This window comes from Solirubrobacter soli DSM 22325 (genome assembly GCF_000423665.1).
In the GTDB taxonomy this organism is placed as follows: Bacteria; Actinomycetota; Thermoleophilia; order Solirubrobacterales; family Solirubrobacteraceae; genus Solirubrobacter; species Solirubrobacter soli.
In genome coordinates this window covers 571,118-591,297 of sequence record NZ_AUIK01000001.1, presented here as the reverse complement: position 1 = coordinate 591,297, position 20,180 = coordinate 571,118, and the positions used below count along the sequence as shown (strand labels likewise).

At 71.2% G+C, this 20,180-nt stretch carries 17 protein-coding genes and 1 tRNA gene; 15 read left to right on the top strand and 3 right to left on the bottom strand.

The annotated features are described in order from the left end of the window. Positions 1-5 precede the first annotated feature (5 nt). From G569_RS0102715 to G569_RS0102665, 10 genes are all read left to right on the top strand, one after another. Positions 6-1,451: an ATP-binding protein gene (locus tag G569_RS0102715; RefSeq protein ID WP_028062274.1), complete on the top strand. Its 1,446-nt coding sequence runs from the start codon at positions 6-8 to the stop codon at positions 1,449-1,451. Beyond that, positions 1,448-2,812, top strand: coding sequence for a DHA2 family efflux MFS transporter permease subunit (locus G569_RS0102710; protein ID WP_028062273.1), 1,365 nt, complete (start codon positions 1,448-1,450; stop codon positions 2,810-2,812). The genes G569_RS0102715 and G569_RS0102710 overlap by 4 nt, the downstream gene beginning before the upstream one ends. 8 nt (positions 2,813-2,820) lie before the next feature. Next, entirely contained in the window at positions 2,821-4,401 is a 1,581-nt protein-coding gene (locus G569_RS0102705) for a hypothetical protein (protein WP_028062272.1), read from the top strand. A gap of 66 nt (positions 4,402-4,467) precedes the next feature. Further along, positions 4,468-6,357 (top strand): Ig-like domain repeat protein, encoded by a 1,890-nt coding sequence (locus G569_RS0102695; RefSeq protein WP_084284068.1) that lies wholly within the window; start codon positions 4,468-4,470, stop codon positions 6,355-6,357. Between the two features lie 120 nt (positions 6,358-6,477). Further along, positions 6,478-7,512, top strand: coding sequence for a LacI family DNA-binding transcriptional regulator (locus G569_RS0102690; protein WP_028062270.1), 1,035 nt, complete (start codon positions 6,478-6,480; stop codon positions 7,510-7,512). Between the two features lie 98 nt (positions 7,513-7,610). Further along, positions 7,611-8,990 carry a sugar ABC transporter substrate-binding protein gene (locus G569_RS0102685; RefSeq protein ID WP_028062269.1) on the top strand — a complete coding sequence of 460 codons (1,380 nt, stop codon included), beginning with the start codon at positions 7,611-7,613 and terminating at the stop codon, positions 8,988-8,990. Then, on the top strand, positions 8,990-9,985 hold the full coding sequence (locus G569_RS45030) for a carbohydrate ABC transporter permease (RefSeq protein WP_157591774.1): 996 nt from the start codon (positions 8,990-8,992) through the stop codon (positions 9,983-9,985). Before G569_RS0102685 ends, G569_RS45030 begins: the two co-directional genes overlap by 1 nt. Beyond that, on the top strand, positions 9,982-10,818 hold the full coding sequence (locus tag G569_RS0102675; protein WP_028062268.1) for a carbohydrate ABC transporter permease: 837 nt from the start codon (positions 9,982-9,984) through the stop codon (positions 10,816-10,818). The genes G569_RS45030 and G569_RS0102675 overlap by 4 nt, the downstream gene beginning before the upstream one ends. Beyond that, positions 10,815-12,152, top strand: a complete 1,338-nt coding sequence (locus G569_RS0102670) for a GH1 family beta-glucosidase (protein WP_053225736.1) — start codon at positions 10,815-10,817, stop codon at positions 12,150-12,152. Before G569_RS0102675 ends, G569_RS0102670 begins: the two co-directional genes overlap by 4 nt. Further along, entirely contained in the window at positions 12,153-13,265 is a 1,113-nt protein-coding gene (locus tag G569_RS0102665; RefSeq protein ID WP_028062266.1) for an ABC transporter ATP-binding protein, read from the top strand. It abuts the gene before it with no gap. Here G569_RS0102665 and G569_RS0102660 read toward each other — a convergent pair. Both G569_RS0102660 and G569_RS0102655 read right to left on the bottom strand, forming a co-directional pair. Then, positions 13,262-14,131, bottom strand: a complete 870-nt coding sequence (locus G569_RS0102660; RefSeq protein WP_084284067.1) for a glycoside hydrolase family 6 protein — start codon at positions 14,129-14,131, stop codon at positions 13,262-13,264. The genes G569_RS0102665 and G569_RS0102660 overlap by 4 nt on opposite strands. After that, complete coding sequence (locus tag G569_RS0102655; RefSeq protein ID WP_169542054.1) at positions 14,128-15,738, bottom strand: NAD-binding protein; 1,611 nt, start codon at positions 15,736-15,738, stop codon at positions 14,128-14,130. Before G569_RS0102655 ends, G569_RS0102660 begins: the two co-directional genes overlap by 4 nt. Positions 15,739-15,814: 76 nt before the next feature. Between G569_RS0102655 and G569_RS0102650 the strand changes: the two genes are divergently transcribed. Both G569_RS0102650 and G569_RS0102645 read left to right on the top strand, forming a co-directional pair. Next, positions 15,815-15,896: transfer RNA gene (locus G569_RS0102650), tRNA-Tyr, on the top strand. A gap of 372 nt (positions 15,897-16,268) precedes the next feature. Then, positions 16,269-16,496, top strand: coding sequence for a hypothetical protein (locus G569_RS0102645; RefSeq protein WP_028062264.1), 228 nt, complete (start codon positions 16,269-16,271; stop codon positions 16,494-16,496). On the opposite strand, the gene G569_RS57105 is transcribed toward G569_RS0102645, so the two are convergent. After that, entirely contained in the window at positions 16,493-17,365 is an 873-nt protein-coding gene (locus G569_RS57105; protein ID WP_053225735.1) for a phosphatase PAP2 family protein, read from the bottom strand. The genes G569_RS0102645 and G569_RS57105 overlap by 4 nt on opposite strands. Positions 17,366-17,447: 82 nt before the next feature. Between G569_RS57105 and G569_RS0102635 the strand changes: the two genes are divergently transcribed. Genes G569_RS0102635 through G569_RS0102625 form a run of 3 tightly spaced genes read left to right on the top strand, consistent with a single transcriptional unit; the run spans position 17,448 to position 20,010 of the window. Further along, positions 17,448-18,269 (top strand): phosphatase PAP2 family protein, encoded by an 822-nt coding sequence (locus G569_RS0102635; RefSeq protein WP_084284065.1) that lies wholly within the window; start codon positions 17,448-17,450, stop codon positions 18,267-18,269. After that, on the top strand, positions 18,269-19,156 hold the full coding sequence (locus G569_RS0102630; RefSeq protein ID WP_028062262.1) for a diacylglycerol/lipid kinase family protein: 888 nt from the start codon (positions 18,269-18,271) through the stop codon (positions 19,154-19,156). The genes G569_RS0102635 and G569_RS0102630 overlap by 1 nt, the downstream gene beginning before the upstream one ends. Continuing rightward, positions 19,156-20,010, top strand: coding sequence for a DUF1206 domain-containing protein (locus G569_RS0102625; protein WP_028062261.1), 855 nt, complete (start codon positions 19,156-19,158; stop codon positions 20,008-20,010). The genes G569_RS0102630 and G569_RS0102625 overlap by 1 nt, the downstream gene beginning before the upstream one ends. Positions 20,011-20,180 lie beyond the last annotated feature (170 nt).

The window sequence follows — 20,180 nt, the reverse complement described above, 5'->3', positions numbered from 1 at the left end:
ACTCGGTGTCCACCTCCCCAGCACGTCTCCTGGCCGCCATCGCCGATCGGACCGGCGCGACGGGCGTCATCGCCGGGCCGCCCGGGTCCGGCAAGTCCGCATTGCTCGACAACCTCGAGCGCCGCGCCCGCGCCGCCGGCTGGATCACCCGCCGCGCCTCGCATGTCGCGAGCGAGCGCCATGTCCCCTACACCGCGATCCGCGCGCTGTTCGACGAGCCCCTCTCCCCGGAGCGCTCGATCGCCGAGACCGGGCTCGCGCTCTCCTGGCACTGCGCCTCGATCGCCCGCCACGCGCCGATCGCCCTGTTGGTCGACGACGCCCAGTGGGCGGACCGCGCGTCGCTGAAGGTGCTCGCCCAGCTCGCCCGCCGCGCGAGCGATCTTCCGTTGCTCGTGGTGCTCGCCACGCGCCCCCATGCCGGTGACGCGACCCCGGACGTCGCGTCGATCTTCGGCGGCGAGCGGATCCGGCTCGAGCGTCGCGGCACACGCGACGAGGCCGCCACCGCCTGGCACGGCCTCCAGACGGGCACGCTGAGCGCCGACGTCTGCGCCGCCCTCGCGCGGAGTGCCCTGCTCCAGAACCCCCACTCGCTCGAAGCCCTCCACACGCTGATCCTCACCGACCGCGTGTCCGAGGCGAACGCGTCGATCGCGCGCCTCGGGACCGGCGACCCGGCCGTCTCACTGCTCGCGGCCGAGTTGGCGCTCCGCGTCGGTCGTCGCGCCGACGCGGAGCGCGAAGCCCGCCGCGCGGGCGCGGACGGGCTCGACGTGCTCGTCGCGGCGCTGATCGGCCGGGGCGCGTGCGGCGAGGCGCGCGAGGCCCTGCTCACGCGCGAGGCGCCGGCGGGGCTGCTGCTCGCCGAGGGCGACTTCGACGCCGCCGTGACCGCCGCGCGTGAGGAGGGCTGGCGCTGCATCGCGCAGGGCCGGACGAACCCGGCCGCCGCCGGGTGGCGGACGACGCTCGCGCTCTCGCTCGCGCACGCGGGACACCTGGAGGACGCGGCCGCGGTGGCCGACGATGAGATCGCCCTCGCGCGGGCGTTCGGCGCGCCGACGGCGCTCGCCCGCGCCCTGCACGCCCGCTGCGTCGCCGAGCCGGACCTCGAGGCGCGCGCCGCGCTCGCCGAGGCCGTCCTGGCGACCCCGACACCCGCGACGCTGTTGCACGCGAGCGCCCGGATCGAGCTCGGCATCGCCCACCTGCGGCTGGGACACCGCGCGGAGGCGAGGGAAGCACTGGCGGCGGCCGCCGCCGTCGCCGACGCGGCGGGCGCGCGGCCGATGGCCGAACGCGCCCGCCGCGCCCTCGCCGCCTGCGCCGCCCCGCCGCGCGGCGACGCTCCCGGCCGGCCCGCCACGCCGGCGCGCGGCGACGCGCCCGCCGCACCCGACGGCGCTCGCCTCGCCGCGCGCGGTATGTCCGACCGGCCGGCGGCATGAGCCGGCGCACAGCCGCGATCGTGGCCGCGTGCGCGGGAGGGTTCCTCGCGTTCCTGGACACGACGATCGTCAACACCGCGTTCCCCGGGATCGCGGCGTCGTTCCCCGACGCGACCCCGCGCCGGCTCTCGTGGGTGCTCGACGCGTACTTCATCGTCATCGCCGCGCTCCTGCTCCCGGCGGGTGGGATCGCGGATCGGTTCGGCCGCAAGCGGGTCTTCCTCGCGGGCGTGGCGCTGTTCGTCGTCGCCTCGGTCGTGTGCGCCGCCGCGCCCGGCTGGCAGGTGCTGGTCGCCGCGCGAGCCCTTCAAGGCGCGGGAGCGGCGGTGACCATGGCCGTGTCCCTGGCGCTGATCCTGCCCGAGTTTCCCCTGGCCCGGCGGGCGAGTGCGGTCGCGCTGTGGGGCGCCTCGGCCGCGCTCGCCGCCGCGTCCGGCCCACCACTCGGCGGCCTGCTCGTCGAGCTCGACTGGCGCTGGGTGTTCGCGGTCAACGTCCCGCTCGGCGCGGCCGTCATCGCGCTCGGCCACGCCGCGCTCGAGGAGAGCAGGGACCCGAACGCGCAAGGCCTGCCCGACCTCCTCGGCGCGGCGCTCATGATCACCGGCCTCGGCGCGCTCGCGCTGGCGATCCTCGAAGGCGAGGCGTGGGGGTGGACGAGTTCCAACGTGCTCGTCGGCCTCGCCGTCGCCGCGCTCACGCTGCTCGCCGCCGCCCGCCGCTGCCTCACCCACCCGCGCCCGCTGGTCGACCCGGAGCTCCTCAAGACCGAGGGCTTCGCGAAGGCGACCCTCGGCATCTTCCTGCTCGGGATGGCGTTCTTCTCGACCATCCTGGCCAACGTCCTCTTCCTCACGGGCGTCTGGCACTACGGCCTGCTGAAGGCCGGCTTGGCGGTCGTCCCCGGCGCGATCGCGACCACGATCGCCGCGATCCCCGCCGGCAGGATCGCCGACCGCCACGGGCACCGGGCGGTGATCGTCCCCGGCTGCCTGCTCTATGTCGCGGGCATGGCGATCGTCAGAACAGCCGGCGACACCCCCGACTTCCTGACCACTTGGCTGCCCGCGATGGCGCTCAACGGCGCCGGCCTCGGCATGGCGTTCCCGGCGCTGGCGGCCGCGGCGCTGGCGCACGTCCCCACCGAGCGTTTCGGCCAGGCGAGCGCGGTGTCCAGCGCCGCGCGGCAGTTCGGCGGCGTCTTCGGCACGGCGGTCCTGTTCGCCATCGGCGCGCCCACGACGCTCGCGGCGGCCGACGACGTCTACCTCGTCAGCACGCTCTGGGCCCTCGGCGCGGCGGTCGTCGCGCTCACGCTCGTTCCCACCCCCATGCGGCGACCCCACGCCGCACGTACCTAGGAGACCCATTGCTCCCCAGAGTCCTGACCGCGATCGCCGTCGCGGCGGCGATCGCACCCGCGAGCGCGAGCGCGGCGATCACGCGCAGCAGCGTGCTCACGCCCGCCGACCCGCTCTACCGCGTCTACACGCCGTCCAACAAGGAGGTCGAGAACGTCGACGTCGGCGGCAGCACCGACGGCGCGCCCGGCGACGCCGTCGACCTGCTCTGCGACGAGACCGAGCTCAAGCGCAACGTGGCGGTCGACAAGGACGGCCGCTTCGCCACCACGATCCCGATCACGGCGTTCGGCACGCGCGAGTGCACGCTCCGCGCGTTCCCGATCAAGCTCCGCCCGAAGGATGTCGCCGCGTTCACCGGCCCACGCGTCGGGATCACCCGCTTCGGACCGGAGTACCGACTCGTCCCGGTGAGCGGCGGCAAGCAGGTCGCCGTGCTCGACTACTCGGTCGAGACCGGCCCGGCGACCGTGCACGGCGCCGGCGCGAAGGCGATCAAGAACGACGTCTGGTACGCCGCCTCGGCGATCAAGGCGATCGCCGTCGACGGAGCGATCTCCTACACCGCGGCCGACGTCCCGCTGATCGACCAGGACGGTCGCCCGCTGGCGCCGGTCGGCTATGAGGGCGTCGAGGCGAAGGTCCGGCTCGACCCGCACACGAACGACGTGACGGTCACCGAGACCGAGAAGATCGTCACCTGCCAGGACAAGTGCCTCGGGGTCACCGACACCGGCGTGCGACTCGTGCGCACGATCGCGTTCACCGAGCACCATGCGGTCGCCGACGTGCGCGACCAGTGGGTGAGCAGCGACGGCCGCCCACACCGCATCCGGATCACCCACCTGCACGGCGCCACCAAGACGCTGTGGCGCTTCCCCGGCTCCCCTGCGTTCCTGCCGTACAAGCCGGGCCAGCGCGTCGCGGTCACCGGCCCCGGCACGATCCTCGCGAACGCCGGCTCGATCACCTACGACCCCGCGCCCGGCGAGTTCGGCTTCGCCGACGCCGACCTGCTCGAGGACACGCTCGAGGTGCGCAACCCGACGACCACCACGCGCACGTTCACGACCGGCGACGTCACGATCGCCGATCGTCGAGCGGCGCCCACGGTCACCATCGACGGGCCGAAGAACGGGACGATCCTCACCACGCCGTCGGTGACCGTGTTCGGCCACGCTTCGGACAATCTCGGCGTCGCCGGCCTCGCCGTCAACGGCAGAGCCACCCGTCTCGCGGAGGACGGCAGCTTCAGCACCACGTTCGACCTGCCGCTCGGCAATAGCAGGATCACGGTCACGGCGACCGACGCGGCGGGCCAGGCCACCAGCGCCACGACCGACGTGACGGTCGTCGAGACGCTCAAGCAGCCGCAGCCGGGAATCCGCTGCACGGTCCCCGCGGTCAAGCGCGGCGCCACGCTGAGCTCCGTAAAGCGCAAGCTGCGCAACGCGAACTGCGACGCGCGGGTGGTCAAGCGTCGCTCGGGCGTGAAGCGGGGGCGCGTGATCGGCCTCGCGACGAAGGCGGGCACGGTCCGCAAGCCCGGCACCCGCATCGGCGTGAAGGTGAGCCGCGGAAGGCGCTGAAACGCTCAAGTTCTCGCGGACCGCTCCGACGAATCGAGGGCAACCCCGATCCCGAGGAGTGGTCCGATGAGGAAGTTCGGCGCCGTGCTGGCGGCCGCGATGGCAATGCTGTGCATGACGTCGACCGCGTCCGCGGGCATCCCCCCGACGAACGTCGGCCCGCCCGATCTGACGGTCAATGCCCCCGGCACGGTCCTCGTGGGGATGACCTGGCTCAACCTCACGTCGGACGGGAGCACCAGCTACTCCGTGCCGTTCGACGGCCGCCTCACTTCGTTCAAGGCGCGGATGAACTCCTGCCCCGGCAGTTGCCACCTCCGCCTGCTCGTGCTGCGCGAGTCGGTCGCCCCGAGCTACCAGGTGATCGCCGCCTCGCAGCCGATGTCCGGCGTCGCCGGCGTCAACACGTTCACCACGAGCCTCGACGTCCTCCAGGGCGACCAGCTCGCGCTCGAGTGGGACAACGGAAGCGTGAAGGCCGCGATGCCGGCGGGCGCAACGAACTCGTACTGGGAAGGGGCCGTCGGCGCCTCGCCCACGGTGACCTTCGACGACAGCGTTCCCGGTTTCACCCTGCTCTACAACGCGCAGCTCATCGTTCCGGTGTCGACGACGGTCGCCGTCGACGCGCCGAGCTCCCCGGTCCTCGGCGGGCAGACGACCTACAACGTGCACGTCGACCGCGCCACCGGCAGCGACCGCTCGGTGATCGGCGGGACGGTCTCGCTCAGCGACGGCGGCACGCCGATCGCGGCCTGCCAGTCGGTGCCGGTGACCGCCGGCGAGGCCTCCTGCTCCGCGGCCGTGACCGGCAACCCGGGCAACCGCACGATCACGGCGACCTACTCGGGCGACTCGCCGTTCGAGAGCAGCACCTCCGGCCCGACGCACGTCAACGTCAAGGCGGTCACGGCCACGACCGCGGCGGTCGCGGGCTCGCTCGAGCCGGGCGCGGGGATCACCTATACCGCCACGGTCACGCCGCCGCCGAGCACGGGCTACATCTCCGCGCTGGCGCAGGCCAACAAGGGCACGGTCGCCTTCAGCGTCGACGGCACGGCGATCGCCGACTGCGCCACGCGCGCGGTCAACGCCACGACGGGCGAGGCGACCTGCACCACGACCGCGCCGGCCACCGGCGCCGACCACACCGTCAAGGCGGTGTACAGCGGCGGCACCTTCTACACCGGGTCCCAGGGCGAGGCCGCGTTCACGCTCAAGCAGACCGGCGTGTCGGTTCCGGCCACGGCCGACGCGGGCAGCGTCACGGTCGGGAGCACGGGGAGCACGCGGGTCACCCTGACCAGCACCGGGACCCTCGCGGTGCGCGTGGCCGCCGCCAGGGTGAGTGACGGCGACTTCTCCGTGGCCGCCGACACCTGCTCCGGCACGGCCGTCGCGGCCGGCGCGACCTGCACGGTCGACGTGGCGTTCAAGCCGTCGGCGCCCGGTTCGCGCACCGCGACGCTGACGTTCTCGGACAGCGTGGCCGAGCATGCCGTCGCGCTGACCGGCGTCGGCACGCCGGCACCCACGCCGCCGGCGCCCCCGACCGGCGCGGTCTTCGCGCCCGGGCGCTCGACGTCCCTCTCCACGACCTCGCACGGCGAACTGAGCGTCCCCGTGCGCTGCCCCGACGCCCAGGCGTGCTCGGTCGACGGCACCGTCACCGTGACGACGGGGACCGCCGCCCGCGCGGCGGCGGCCGGGACCGCGACCGTGGCCCGCTTCGCTCGCGTCCACATCGCCGGCGGCAAGGTCAAGAAGCTCAAGCTCCGCCTCGACCCGGGGTTCGTTCGCAAAGCGCGCAAACAGGGCATCCGCCGCGTCCGCGCGACGCTGACGATCAATACGACGCTGGGCAGCGGCGCGAAGGTCACGACCACCCAGCGCATCACGATCGTGCTGCCGAAGGCGCAGAGGAAGCAGGCCAAGCCTCGCTTCACCGGCCTCTAGCCACCGCCTGACGCACGACGCGAACGGCCGCCCTCGGGCGGCCGTTCGTGCTTAACGCTTGACGTTCTGCCATGCTCCGTGCATACTCCCGCCCACGGTTTCCAAAACCGTTTTCGGAACATGGAGGAGAGAGTCACAATCAAGGAGCTGGCGCGAGCCAGCGGCGTGTCCGTCGGCACCGTCTCGCGTGCGCTGAACGGCTACACGGACGTGCGTCCCGAGACGCGCGAGCGGATCATGCGTCTCGCTCGCGAGCTCGACTATACGCCCGCCGCGGCCGCCCGCTCCCTCGTCACCCAGCGCACCCACGTCATCGGCGTGTTCATGGAGACGGGGGAGGGGCATCCGGACCTCCAACATCCGTTCTTCCACGAGGTGCTCGGTGGGCTCAAGCAGCGCGTCGGCAGCCACGGCTTCGACCTGCTCCTGTTCGCCTCCGAGCGGCCCGGCAACGGCTACGGCCCGCACTCCTACCTCAAGCGCGCGCGGCACCACTCGGTCGACGGCTGCGCGCTGATCGGCCTCGAGCCCGACGACCCGGAGGTGCGCCGGCTCGCCCGCGCCGACCTCCCGCTCGTCGCGATCGACATGGAGCTCGAGGGACCCAAGGTCGAGGTCGTCATGTCCGACAACGAGGGCGGCGCGGTCGCGGCCGTGCGCCATCTGCACGAGCTCGGGCACCGCAGGATCGCCACGGTCACGGGAATGCTCGACAGCCGCCCGGGCGCCGATCGCCTGCGCGGGTACCGGCACGCGGTCCAGGAGCTCGGCCTCGCGTACCGCGACGACTACGTCGCGTACGGAGACTTCTACGCCGAGAGCGGCAGGGCCGCCGCCGAGCGCCTGCTCGCGCTGCCCGAACCGCCGACGGCGATCTTCGCCGCGTCGGACCTGATGGCGATCGGCGCGATCCGCGCCGTCGCCCAGATCGGCTTGCGCGTCCCTGAGGACTTGTCCGTCGTCGGCTTCGACGACATCCAGCTCGCACCACACGTCAACCCCCCGCTCACCACGATGCGCCAGGACAAGCTCGGCTTGGGCTTCGCCGCCGCGGACGCGCTGGTCGCGCGCGTCGGCGGCGATGGCGATCGCCCCCCGCTGCGAACGCTCGAAGTCGAGCTCGTTGTCCGCGGCTCCACCGCCCCGCTCCCGTAGGAGGTCTCGCCCCGCCCCAGAGACACCCGCCGTTTCTTTTCGCTCGTCACCAAAAACGTTTTTGTAATCCTTGTTACCTGTTCTGAGGAGGAGTTCACGTGCCCAAGAGGCTCGCGCTGGTCGCTGCCGTGACCGCGCTCGTTCTGGCCCCCGCCACCCTCGTCGCCTGCGGCGGCGATGACGGCGGCAGCAGTTCATCGACGAAGAAGGCCGCGTCCGGCGGAGAGCCGGCGCTCGACAAGACCGCGACGCTGACGCTCTGGACGATGCCCAACTCGCCCAAGCCGAAGGAGGACCTGCAGAAGATGGTCGAGCCCTTCACGGCCAAGACGGGCGTGAAGGTCGACGTGCAGGAGGTCGGCTGGGACGTCCAGTTCGACCGCATCCGCAACGCCGCCGTCTCCGGCGAAGGCCCGGACATCACGCAGGCCGGCACCACGCAGGTCCCGTTCTTCGCCGCGCTTGGCGGGTTCAGCGACCTCAGTGACCGCGTCGAGGACATCGGCGGCAAGGGCGCCTACGCGCCCGGCATCTGGAACACGACGCAGGTCGAGGGCCAGAACGGCACGTGGGCGATTCCATGGTTCACCGAGGCCCGCTCGATCTACTACCGCAAGGACGTGCTCGAGAAGGCCGGCGTCGACCCGGCGACGGCGTTCAAGGACCTCGACTCGTTCAAGGCGACGCTGCAGGCGATCAAGGACAAGGTCCCGGGGATCGAGCCGTTCGGCGCGCCCGGCAAGAAGGCGTACGACCTCGTCCACCAGGTCATGCCGTTCGTGTGGGACAACGGCGGCGCCGAGCTCTCCCCCGACGCCAAGACGTCGACGATCAACACGGCCGAGGCGCAGCAGGGCGTCGAGTTCATGGCCGGCCTGATCCAGGCCGGGCTGTTCGACAAGAGCCAGCTCGAGCGCGACGGCACGCAGGTCGAGAACCAGTTCAAGGGCGGCCGCCTGGCCGTCTGGATCGGCGGCCCGTGGGTGCTCGGCTCGATCGACCGCCCGGAGGACGACACCTGGTCCAAGGAGGCCCGCGCCAACGTCGGCGTCGCCCCGATGCCGACCGGTCCCGGCGGCAAGGCGTTCACGTTCGTGGGCGGCTCGGACCTGATGGTCCTCAAGTCCTCCAAGCATCAGAACGAGGCCTGGGCGCTCCTGAAGTTCCTCTCCCAGGATCAGACGCAGAAGGACTACGCGAAGTTGCTCGGCATGTTCCCGGCGCGGCTGGAGCCCCAGCAGCAGGTCGGCGACTCGAGCCCCAACCACAAGGCGTTCTTCGAGGCCATCCAGAGCGGGCGCACGTACGCGCCGATCCCGCAGTGGGGCCAGATCGAGAACGCGTACAAGACGCGCTTCGGGAACATCCTCGACAGCGCGGCCGGCGTCGGAGCGGGCTATAGCGAGGCGACCGTGAAGTCGCAGCTCGACGCCGCGGCGAAGGAGGCCGACGGGCTCCTGGCTCAGTCGGCGGGGTAGTGGCTCAGACAACCATCCAGCCGCCCCCCGAGGCAGGTCCCGCGCGGGATGAACTCCCCGCCCGCGCGGGGCGGCCTCGCCGCTCGGCCGAACGCTCCCGCACGCGGTTCGCCTACTGGCTGATCGCGCCCGCCGTCGCGTTCATGGTGCTCGTGCACCTGATCCCGACCGCGGCCGGTGTCCTCCTCTCTTTCAAGCGGCTCAACACCTTCACCTTCAGCCGGCTCTGGGACGCCCCCTGGGCCGGGCTCGAGAACTACCGCGGCATCCTCTTCGACAGCGCCAACCCGCTGCACTCGGGGTTCCTGGGCGCCGTGCAGAACACGGCGGTGTACACGTTCTGGACGGTCGCGCTGACGCTCGGCGGCGGGCTCGCCGTGGCGCTGCTGCTCAACCGCGAGATGCGCGGGATGCGGCTGGTGCGCACGCTGATGCTCGCGCCGTGGATCGTCCCCAGCTTCGTCGTCGCCGTGCTCTGGCAGTTCATGTGGCAGTCCGACGTCGGCATCGTCAACAAGGTCCTCGTCGACTACACGCACGTGCTGTCCGACCGGCCGGTCTGGCTGCTGGGCCACAACTCGATGTGGGCGATCATCATCCCGAGCGTCTGGCGCGGCCTGCCGTTCGCGATGATCTTCTTCCTCGCCGGCCTGCAGGCGATCCCGTCCGAGCTGCACGAGGCCGCGGCGATCGACGGCGCCGGCCCGCTGCGCCGCTTCCGCGACATCACGCTGCCGCTGCTGCGCCCGCTGATCGCCGTCCAGTTGCTGTTCGGCGTCATCTACGCCGCGTACCAGTTCGCGATCCCGTACATCATGCTCGGCTCCAACCCGGGCCCGGACGCCGACCTGATGATGACCCTCATCTACCGGCAGTCCTTCTCGAACAACCTCTTCGGCTTCGGCGCCGCCGCGTCCACCCTGCTGATGCTCGCCATGGGCGTGTGGGTGCTGATCTGGTACCGGGCCTTCAAACGCGATCTGGAGCCGGCATGAGCTCTCGTTGGATGAACCGAGGGCTCGATGCCCTGACATGGCTGGTGCTGGCGGTGATGCTGGCGCCGATCGGGTGGCTCGTCGCCTCGTCGCTGCAGACCGACGGCCAGCTCTCGACCGGTGCGTACGACCTGCTGCACCCCACGTTCACGGCGTTCAGCCGGATGTGGCAGTCGGTCGACTTCGAGCGCTACCTGATCAACTCGCTGATCATCTGCACGTCCGCGGCGCTGCTGGCGACCTGCTTCGCCTCACTGGCCGGCTACGCGCTCGCGCGGCATCGCTTCCGGGGGAGCAACGCGCTGTCGCTCGGCGTCGTCGGCACGCAGCTGATCCCCGGCTCGCTGTTCCTGCTGCCCGTCTTCATGGGCTTCATCTGGCTCAAGCAGAACACCCCGATCCATCTGTTCGACACCCACCTCGGGATGATCCTCGTCTACACGGCGTTCTTCACGCCCGTGGCGATCTACTTCATGCGCTACTTCTTCGCCGCGATCCCGAAGGACCTCGAGGACGCGGCGATGGTCGACGGCTGCACGCGGCTGACGGCGCTGCTGCGGATCGTGCTCCCGGCGGCCGCGCCGGGCCTCGTCGCGACGTTCGTCTACGCGTTCCTGTTCGCGTGGGACGAGCTGCTGTTCGTGGCCGCGCTGACGCAGCAGAACGCCGAGACGATCCCGGTCGGCATCCGCAACTTCATCGGCAACTACCAGGAAAGGACGGCCCAGCTGATGGCGGCCGGCGTGGTCTCGACCCTCCCCGTGCTCATCGCCTTCTTCGCGACCCAGCGTTGGCTCGTGAAGGGCATCACGGCAGGGGCGGTGAAGGGATGACCGCCACCGCTCCGCTTCCCGCCTCGGTGGGGCTGCCGACCGGCTTCCGGTTCGGCGCCGCCACCGCGGCGTACCAGATCGAGGGCGCCGTGCGCGAGGACGGGCGCGGCGAGTCGATCTGGGACGTGTTCTCGCACCGCATGGGCGGCGACACGGGCGACATCGCCTGCGACCACTACCACCGGTGGTCCGACGACCTCGACCTGCTGGTCTCGCTGGGGCTTGAGTCGTACCGCTTCTCGATCGCCTGGCCGCGTGTGCAGCCTTCCGGTCGCGGCGCCTTGAACCCGCGCGGCGTGGCCTGGTACCGGCGCCTGATCGAGGGCTGTCTGGAGCGCGGCATCGAGCCGGTCGCGACGCTCTACCACTGGGACCTGCCGCAGGCGCGGCAGGAGGCCGGCGGGTGGGCGGTGCGCGACACCGCGCTGCGCTTCGCCGAGTACGCCGCGCTGATGGCGGACTCGCTGGGCGACGTCGTGGAGGGCTGGATCACCCACAACGAGCCGTGGGTGGTGGCGATCCTCGGCCACGCCGTCGGGCGCAAGGCCCCGGGCATCCGCGACTGGCCGACGGCGCTGGCCGCCGCGCATCATCTGCTGCTCTCGCACGGGCTCGCCGTCGATGCGCTGCGCGCCTCGGTGTCGACCCCGGTCGGCATCACGCTGAACCTGAACCCGATGCGGGGTGACGACAGCGAAGTCGTCGCGCGGATGGACGCCCACCAGAACCGCTGGTTCCTCGACCCCGTGCTGCGCGGGACGTACCCGGTGGAGCTGCTCGAGCACTACGAGCGGACGTTCGGCACGCTCGCGGCGCTGAACCCCGAGGACATGGACGTCATCTCGCGCCCGATCGAATTCCTCGGCGTCAACTACTACAACCCGACCTACGTGCGGTCGGCGGCCGAGTCGCCATTGCACGCGGTGGCGGTGACCCCGCGGGGGCCGACGACCGCGATGGGCTGGCCCGTGGACGCCGGTGGTCTGTACGACCTGCTGATGCGGCTGCGGCACGACTACGGCGACCTCGAGATCTGGATCACGGAGAACGGGGCGGCGTTCGACGACGAGCGCCTCGTCGACGGGGTCGTCGAGGACCCGTCGCGCGTGGCCTATCTCTCCACCCACCTGGAGGCGCTGCGCCGGGCGGTCGTGGACGGCGTGCACGTCGCCCGCTACCACGCCTGGTCCCTGCTCGACAACTTCGAGTGGGAACATGGGTACGACAAGCGCTTCGGGATCGTACGCGTCGACTACGACACCCAGGAGCGGATCCCGAAGCGCAGCGCGCTCTGGTACCGGGATCACATCGCGAGCGTTCGGAGGGCCGTGTAAATGGCATCGATCGCCTTTGAGGACGTCTCCAAGGTCTTCCCGGACGGGACCAAGGCCGTGGACGGGCTGAACCTGGAGATCGAGGACGGCGAGTTCACGATCCTCGTCGGGCCCTCGGGGTCCGGGAAATCGACCGCGCTGCGGATGGTCGCCGGGCTGGAGGACGCGTCCTCCGGCTCGATCCAGATCGGTGAGCGGGTGGTCAACGACGTCGCTCCGCGCGACCGTGACATCGCGATGGTCTTCCAGTCCTACGCGCTCTACCCGCACATGAGCGTCGAGTCGAACATGGGCTTCGCGCTGCGGATGCAGAAGCAGGAGAAGTCCTCGATCGCGTCGCGGGTCGCGCGCGCCGGCTCCCGGTTGGGGATCGGCGAGCTGATGGAGCGGCGCCCGCGCGCTTTGAGCGGCGGTCAGCGGCAGCGTGTGGCGCTCGGGCGCGCGATCGTGCGCTCGCCGCAGGCGTTCCTGATGGACGAGCCGCTGTCGAACCTGGACGCGAAGCTGCGGGTCGAGATGCGCTCCTACATCGCGCGGCTGCACCAGGAGCTGGGCACGACGACCTTGTATGTCACCCACGACCAGACCGAGGCGATGACGATGGGCGATCGCGTCGCGGTCATGCGCGACGGGCGGCTGGAGCAGGTCGACACGCCGCAGCGGCTGTACGAGCAGCCGGAGAACATGTTCGTCGCGGGCTTCATCGGGTCCCCGGCGATGAACCTGCTGCGGGCGCGCGCTGACGACTCCGGTGTCTGGCTCGGCGACCAGCGGCTCGCCGTGCGGACGAAGTTCCGTGGCGACGTCGTCCTGGGCGTACGGCCTGAGGCCTTGTCACCCGCGGACGGCGAGGGCGAGGACGTGTTGAGCATGCCCGTCGTGTTGAGCGAGATGCTCGGCTCGGACGTCCTGCTGCACCTGGATGCGCCGACGTCGTCGGCGTTGACCGCGGACATGCTCGACGCGGAGGAACTGGTGGACGACTCCTGCCGGTTCATCGCGCGGGTGCCGCCGTCGTTCCGGCCGGCGCCGGGCAGCGTGGTCCGGTTGCGCGTGGACCTGTCGCGCGTGCACCTGTTCGACCCCTCGACCGAGGGCGTGATCCTCCGCTAGAGCGGCGGGTTCGCGTTGCTGATCAGCTCGGCGGCCCGTTGTGCGAACCACTGACCCGCGGGCGGGCCTGAACGGCATTCGCCGTCGGACTCGCCCGGGGTCTTGATCCACAGATATGCGTCGAGGTTTCGCGTGTTGGTGGTGGTCGTCGGCCGCTCGCCGAGGCCGCGGCCCGGCGGGTTGCACCAGTCCTGCTCGCCGGCGAACGGACCCTGGCCGTTGCGGCTCGTGTCGAGCACGAAGTGGTACGGGCCGATGTGCTTGGCGTACGCGATCAGCTCGGTGTTCGTGCGGTAGTTGGAGACGTTGAGGGCGATGCCGTCGGCCTTGGCGATGGCCGCGTTTCGCAGTCGTGTCCGCATCGTCTTGGCGGGCTGCCAGTTCGAGTGGCCGGCGTCGATGTACACCCCGGTGTGTTGGAGTCGGCTCAGGCGGGTGACCGCGTACTCGACCAGGCTGGTCTTGACGCAGCCGGAGGCGAGCGCGTCGGGCTCGACGATCACCACCGCGGTTCTCGTGCTGATGCCTTTGGCGAGTCTTCTCACCCAGCTGCGGTAGGCGGCCCCGTCCTTCGCTCCTCCCGCGGAGTACGACCCGCAGTCGCGGCCGGGGATGTCGTAGGCGACGATCACCGGGACCTGGCCGTTGGCGGCTCGGGTCACGCGGCGGGCGTCGCCGTACGGGTCGCCGCCGGTCAGCCACGTCGCGCTCGCGTACGTCGCGAGCCGGCGTGCGTCGGCGCTGTCGACGTGCGCCGTGCTGCTGTCCGGGTCGACCCACAGCGTCGCTTGCGGCGTCAGCACGCGCTCGGCCTGGGCCGCGGGCGCGGCGACGGCCAGCAGGATCAGCGCAAGCAGCAGCCTCATCGCGCCGTCAAGGCGTCGCACGCCTCTTTGGTCGCGACCACCGACACGGCTTGGCCCGGCAGCAGCTCGATGTCGTCGCGGGGGAACCACTTGCCGTCGATCGCCAGCACGCGCAGCTCGTTGCCGGCGTGCAGGTCACGGACGCGCGCGCCCGCGTGAGGCCAGCGGTGCGGGATGCGCGTCTCGAGGACCCGCAGCGGGACGTTGGAGAGGCTGAGCGGCTGGGCGGGCGTGCGGCCGAGCAGCGCCGCGCTGAAACTCGGTGCCGCCAGCGCGGAGACAGAGCGGGTGATGTCGAGCTCGATCCCGCGGTCCAGCCGCTCCGCCAAGCGCGGGTCGAAGATCCGCATCACCAGGCGGACCTTCGGGTTGTGCTTGCGCGCGGAGAGCGCGCATTCGAGGTTGACCAGGTCGTCGCTCGTGAGCGCCATCACCGCGCGCGCCTGATCCACGTGCACGTGCTGCAACGTGCCCGGCGAGCGGCCGTCGGCGAACACCACCGGGATCTCGAGGCGCCGCGCGATCTCGATCCCCACCGCCTCCGGGTTGCGTTCCACCCCCACGCACGGCACGCCCAGCGCGTGCAGTCCCTCGATCACCCGCGCGCCCGCCTTGCCCAGGCCGCAGACGATCACGTGGTCCTTGCGCGGTCGTGGGAAGCGCCCGAGTGCGCGGTCGATGCGACTGCTGACCAGCTGGTCCGTGACGAACGCGAGCACGGACGCGAGCAGCACCGCCGAGACCGCCATCAGGCCGATGTCGAAGAGCTTGAGCCAGTCGGGCGCCGTGAGCAGGTTCACGTCCCCATAGCCCACCGTCGCCATCGTCGTCGCGGTGAAGTACATCGAGTCGATCACGTCGAGGTGCTGGCTGATCGCGAACACGGACGTCCCGATCGAGAACACCACGACGATCGTCGCGAGCAGCAGATACGCCCGGCGCGGAATGGTGGTCATCGCCGCGCGCGCCCGCTCGGTGGTCGACGGCCGCTTGGCCCGCTGCGGCGCCCGCTGCGCGACGCTCGCCGGCAGCGCCCCGCGCGCCCCCTTGACCACCTGCGCCCGGTCCACCAGCCCCAGCACATGGTGCGGGAGCTGATCGCGCGCCGGCAGCACGTCCAGCGGGTGCTCGACGTCGCACAACGCGACCACCAGCCCAGGATCGTCCTTGTCGACCTCGCTCACCTCGAGGATCCGCCCCGAGATCGTCACCCGCTGCCCCTCGTTCCCGGACAGCGCGGCCTGGATCAGCGCCGGCGCCGACACCTCGATCTCCGACAGCACCGTCCCCCGCGGCTGCAGGATCTGCTCCACGCCCTCGGCGAGGTCGGTCGCGAACAGCCGGACGACGATCGGCACATCCGGCACGTCATCGGCCACCTGCAGCGCAGCACTCAGGTTCGCCAGGTCGTCCTCGCCCAGGATCCCCACGCTCCGCGCCTGCCCGATCCCCGCCTCCTCCCACGTCGCCGGAGCCGTGACGTCCCCGATCACGACGCGGGCGCTCGCCGCGATCGCCGCCTTCGCCGCCCGCACGTGCTTGGACGAGCAGATCGATACCGTCGGCACCCCCTGCCCGGCCAATTCCTCCCGCACACGAACGGGCACTCCATCGTCCCCGGCAATGAGCACTGGCCCCTCCACGTGGACGCGATCCTATTCGGCGCTAAACTGGCCGCCGCCCGGTGGGATTCCCGAGCGGTCAAAGGGGACGGGCTGTAAACCCGTTGGCTCAGCCTTCGCAGGTTCGAATCCTGCTCCCACCATCACCTCCGTCAGCCGGCCGCTGGCGGACAAAATGCGCAAGAGCAGGCATTTTACGCTCTCGCCGCGCCGCCTGGAGCGTGCCGCGGTCGTCGGCTGTCCCGTGAAGAGTTCCGCCCACGGCACCACGCCCGGCTCATCCAAGTCGGTATTCAGCGGCAAGCGCTCACGGGCGTGGTCAGCGACGACGCAAGCGCCACGATTCCACGTCCCGCTGCAACACCGGGTGGGGACATGGCGGTCGAGGTGCATGCCGAGCTTGGCCGCGACCCGTTGAGACCGGGCGTTGTCTGGGCGGATGACGGATAAGGGAGCGCACGTGAGCGTTAGTCCCTCTACAATCCGCCGCCTTCCGGCTCCCGGCAACTTCACACATGGCTTCCTACTTCATCACGATCCCCATCACGCTCACCGACGAGCAACGCGAGGTCGTCGAAGCCGCCGGGTGGCGGGTCTCGGCCGATCTGAAAGCCGACGTGATGGCGGCGGCGGTGCCGACGACGACCATCGAGGTCGAGAGCGACTCACCCGAGCAGGCGGTCGAAGCGGTCGCGCAGGCGTTCGGCGTCGACCCTGAAGAAGCTCGGGTCGAAGAGCGCTAGCCCGGCGCGCTCGCGTGGGAGGGCGCCTCGCGGGTCTCGTGGCGCACCTGCTCCACGCCCGCCCCGAACCGCAGCACGCGCCCGCCGAAGGCGATGGCGCAGACCGTGAACCAGGCCCAGCCGAGCGCCAGGCCGGCGATGACATCGCTGAGCCAGTGCATCGCGAGCAGCACGCGCGTCGCGGCGACCGTGACCGCAAGGCCGGCCGCGACGCCGGCCACGAGCGCGCGCGTGCGCGGGGTGCGATTCCGGCTGAGGATGAGCGCGGTGGCCGCCAGGAAGGCCGCCGACCATGAGGAGTGGCCGCTCGGGAACGACGGGCCGAGCGTCTCGGCGACTGGGTTCAACGCCGGTCGCGCGCGGTCCGCGAACTCCTTGACGGTCGTGGTGAGCACCCCGGTACCCACCATCACGACGAGCATGAACGGCGCGACCCAGCGGTTGCGCGTGCGAAGCGTCGCGGCAAGGGCGACCAGTGCGGCGAGGACGCCCATCGAGACCGGCTGGCCGACGAACGTGATCGCGTTCAGCACGTGATCGCTGAACGGGGAGGCGTGTCGCTGTCCCCAGTCGGCGACGCTGCGATCGAGCCGGACGAGGCCGCTGTCGGAGCGCACCAGGAACGCGAGCACCGCGAGCAGCACCCCTCCGCCCAGGACGATCGCGAGCCCGACGACGAGCGCGAACCCGGTCACGCGCTGCGGCTCGGCGCGCTGGGTCGCGGCGCGCAGCCCTGGGCGCTCGGCGATGGCGGCGCCGACCTCTTCGGTCGCCTCCCGCCCGGTGTGCCGGCGGGAGATCTCGAGGCTGAGGCGCGCGACAAGGGCGCCGACGAGGACTGCGATCAGGAGAAGTGCGAGGAGAGGCATGTGATGGGAGTGGGTCAGGCGGCTTACGGGTATCGCCGCGCCGACCATCAGGTACCCGCTGGAGCGGAAGGGGGAAAAGTCAATGGCTGTTGCAGAACCGAAATCAGGGCGCAGCAGGGGTCAAAATGACGGTATTCCGGCGTTGTCGGCCCGGCCGGGAGGCCCGGCAGAGCGCTTTGCCGGACGCGTGGGACGTCAACATCCGGTGACGGTGTTCTTCGTCGCGCTGCTCAGCGGGTTCGCGCTGCTGGCGGCGTTCGCGATCCTGCTCGGCCTCTTCGTCACGGACGTGCTCGTCCCGATCCACGCCATCGGCTCGGCGGACGAGGGATTCATCGAGTCCCTGGCCCGCGACCGCACGTCGACGCTCACGGACGCGTCCGCGGTCGGGACGGCGGTCGGCGGCGCGCCGGTGCTGCCGATCCTCGTCGGCGTGATCGCCCTCGTCTTCGCGGTGATGCGCCGGTGGCTGATCGCCGGCTTCGCGGCGTTCGTGCTGATGGTCGAGTCCGCGACTTACCGCGTCTCGTCGCTCGTCGTCCCGCGTGAGCGCCCGTCGGTGCACCGGCTGGAGGACCTGCCGGCCGACGCGAGCTACCCGTCAGGCCACACCGCGGCGTCGGTCGCCGTGTATCTCGGCCTCACGCTCCTGCTTACTTCGAAGATCGCCGATCGTCGGTTGAAGATCGGTGCGTGGGTGGTGGCCGTGCTGCTGCCCGTCATCGTGGCGTCGTCGCGCATGTATCGAGGGATGCATCATCCGCTCGACGTGGCGAGCGGCCTCCTCATCGGGCTCGGCGCGATCACGGTGCTCCTGTTCGCCTGCCGCGCCGCGGCCTGCGCGCACCGGGCCCCGGCCAAGGCACGCACGCCCGCGCGGGCGAGTCAGGCGCGGACCGCGTGATGCGCGTCGCCGTCGTCGCGCACGCGGGGAAGAGCTTTGGGGGCGGGCTTCCGGAACTGCGCCGCGTCCTGGAGTCGGAGGGGATCGATTCGCCCCTGTGGTACGAGGTCCCGAAGGCCAAGAAGGCCCCGGCGCAGGTCGAGCGCGCGCTCGAGGAAGGCGCCGAGCTCGTGTTCGCGTGGGGCGGGGACGGGATGGTGCGCCGCTGCGTCGGCGTCATGGCCGGAGGCGACGCCGAGCTCGGCGTCCTCCCCGCCGGAACCTCCAACCTGTTCGCCACCAACCTGGGGATCCCGAAGGACATTCAGCGCGCGGTGGCGATCGGGCTGCGCGGCACGACCCGGAAGCTCGACGTCGGCCGCTTCAAGGGCGAGCGCTTCGCCGTCATGGCGGGCGCCGGCTTCGACGCGGACATGATCCGCGACGCCGACAACCTTAAGGACCGGGTCGGTCGTGCCGCGTACGTCTGGAGCGGGACTCGCAACCTCGCCTCGGAGGAGTTCGGCGCGCGCATCGAGGTCGACGGGGCCGAGTGGTACGACGGGCAGGCGACCTGCATCCTGGTCGGCAATCTCGGCTCGCTGTTCGGCGGCGTCGAGGTCTTCCCCGACGCGGAGCCGGATGACGGGCACCTCGAGCTCGGCGTCGTCCAGGGCGGCGGCCTCGTGCGCTGGATGCGGATCCTCGCCCGGACGGCCGTCGGCGACCCGTCCAACTCGCCGTTCGTGCGCGTGACGCGAGCACACAAGATCAAGGCCAAGCTGGACCGCCCGGTGCTGTACGAGCTCGACGGCGGGGAACGCAGTGAGATCAAGTCTTTCAAGGTCCGCGTCGAGCCCCGCGCCCTGCGCGTGCGGGTTCCGCGAGAGGGTCAGGAGGCAAGCTGATGGCCAGTGAACCGGCCGCGCGAGCGGTTCGTGCACCCGTCAACGAGGCACGTTCGCAGGGCGCGAGCATCGCAAGGACGCCGCAGTTCAAGTGGTTCGCGCGCGCCGGGCTCGCGGCGCGCGGCGCGGTCTACGTCGTGATCGGCGTGCTGGCGATCAAGCTCGCGCTCGGCGACGGCGGCAAGGCGACCAACCAACAGGGCGCGCTGCAGACGATCGCCAAGCAGCCGTTCGGCACCGCGTTGCTGGTCATGGTCGCCATCGGTCTGGCGGGCTACGCGTCCTGGCGGCTGATGCGAGCGGCGCTCGGTCAGGGGCCCCAGGGCTCCGAAGACGCCAAGGAGCGCATCGACGGGCTCGTGAGCGGGATCGGCTACGCCGCCCTCTGCCTGACGGCGATCAAGATCCTTGCCGGCTCGGGCGCCGGCAGCAGCGGGTCGCAGCAGGCCGGCAAGACGACCGGCGGCGTGCTCGGCTGGCCCGGCGGGACCTGGCTGGTGGCCATCACCGGCGTGATCATCATCGGCGTCGGGCTCGAGCAGGGCTACAAGGCCCTCAAGAAGAAGTTCCTCGAGGACTCCGACACCAGTTCGATGAGCCACCGCGTCCGCCAGGCCTACACCGCCCTCGGCGTCGGCGGCTATCTCGCACGCATGGTCGTCTTCGCGCTGATCGGCTACTTCCTGATCAAGGCTGCGCTCGACTTCGATCCCGACAAGGCGGTCGCCCTCGACGGCGCCCTCGCCCGCCTCGGTCATGCCGCGTACGGGCCGACCCTCCTGGGCGTCGTCGCTGCCGGGCTCGTGTGCTTCGGCGCCTACTCGATCGCCGATGCGCGGTTCCGGAAGGTCTGACCCGAGCTCCGGCGTCTGACGACGTGTCCGGCCGCTCACCCTCCTGCGGTCGAGCGGCCGGGTGAGCGCCCGCACCCGATTGACAAGGTGAGAATGGCCTGAAAGGGTTTCGTGTTCGTTTGGGGCTCGCGATCCGGGGGGGATCAGGCTGATGCGGAGCACGTCTGTTG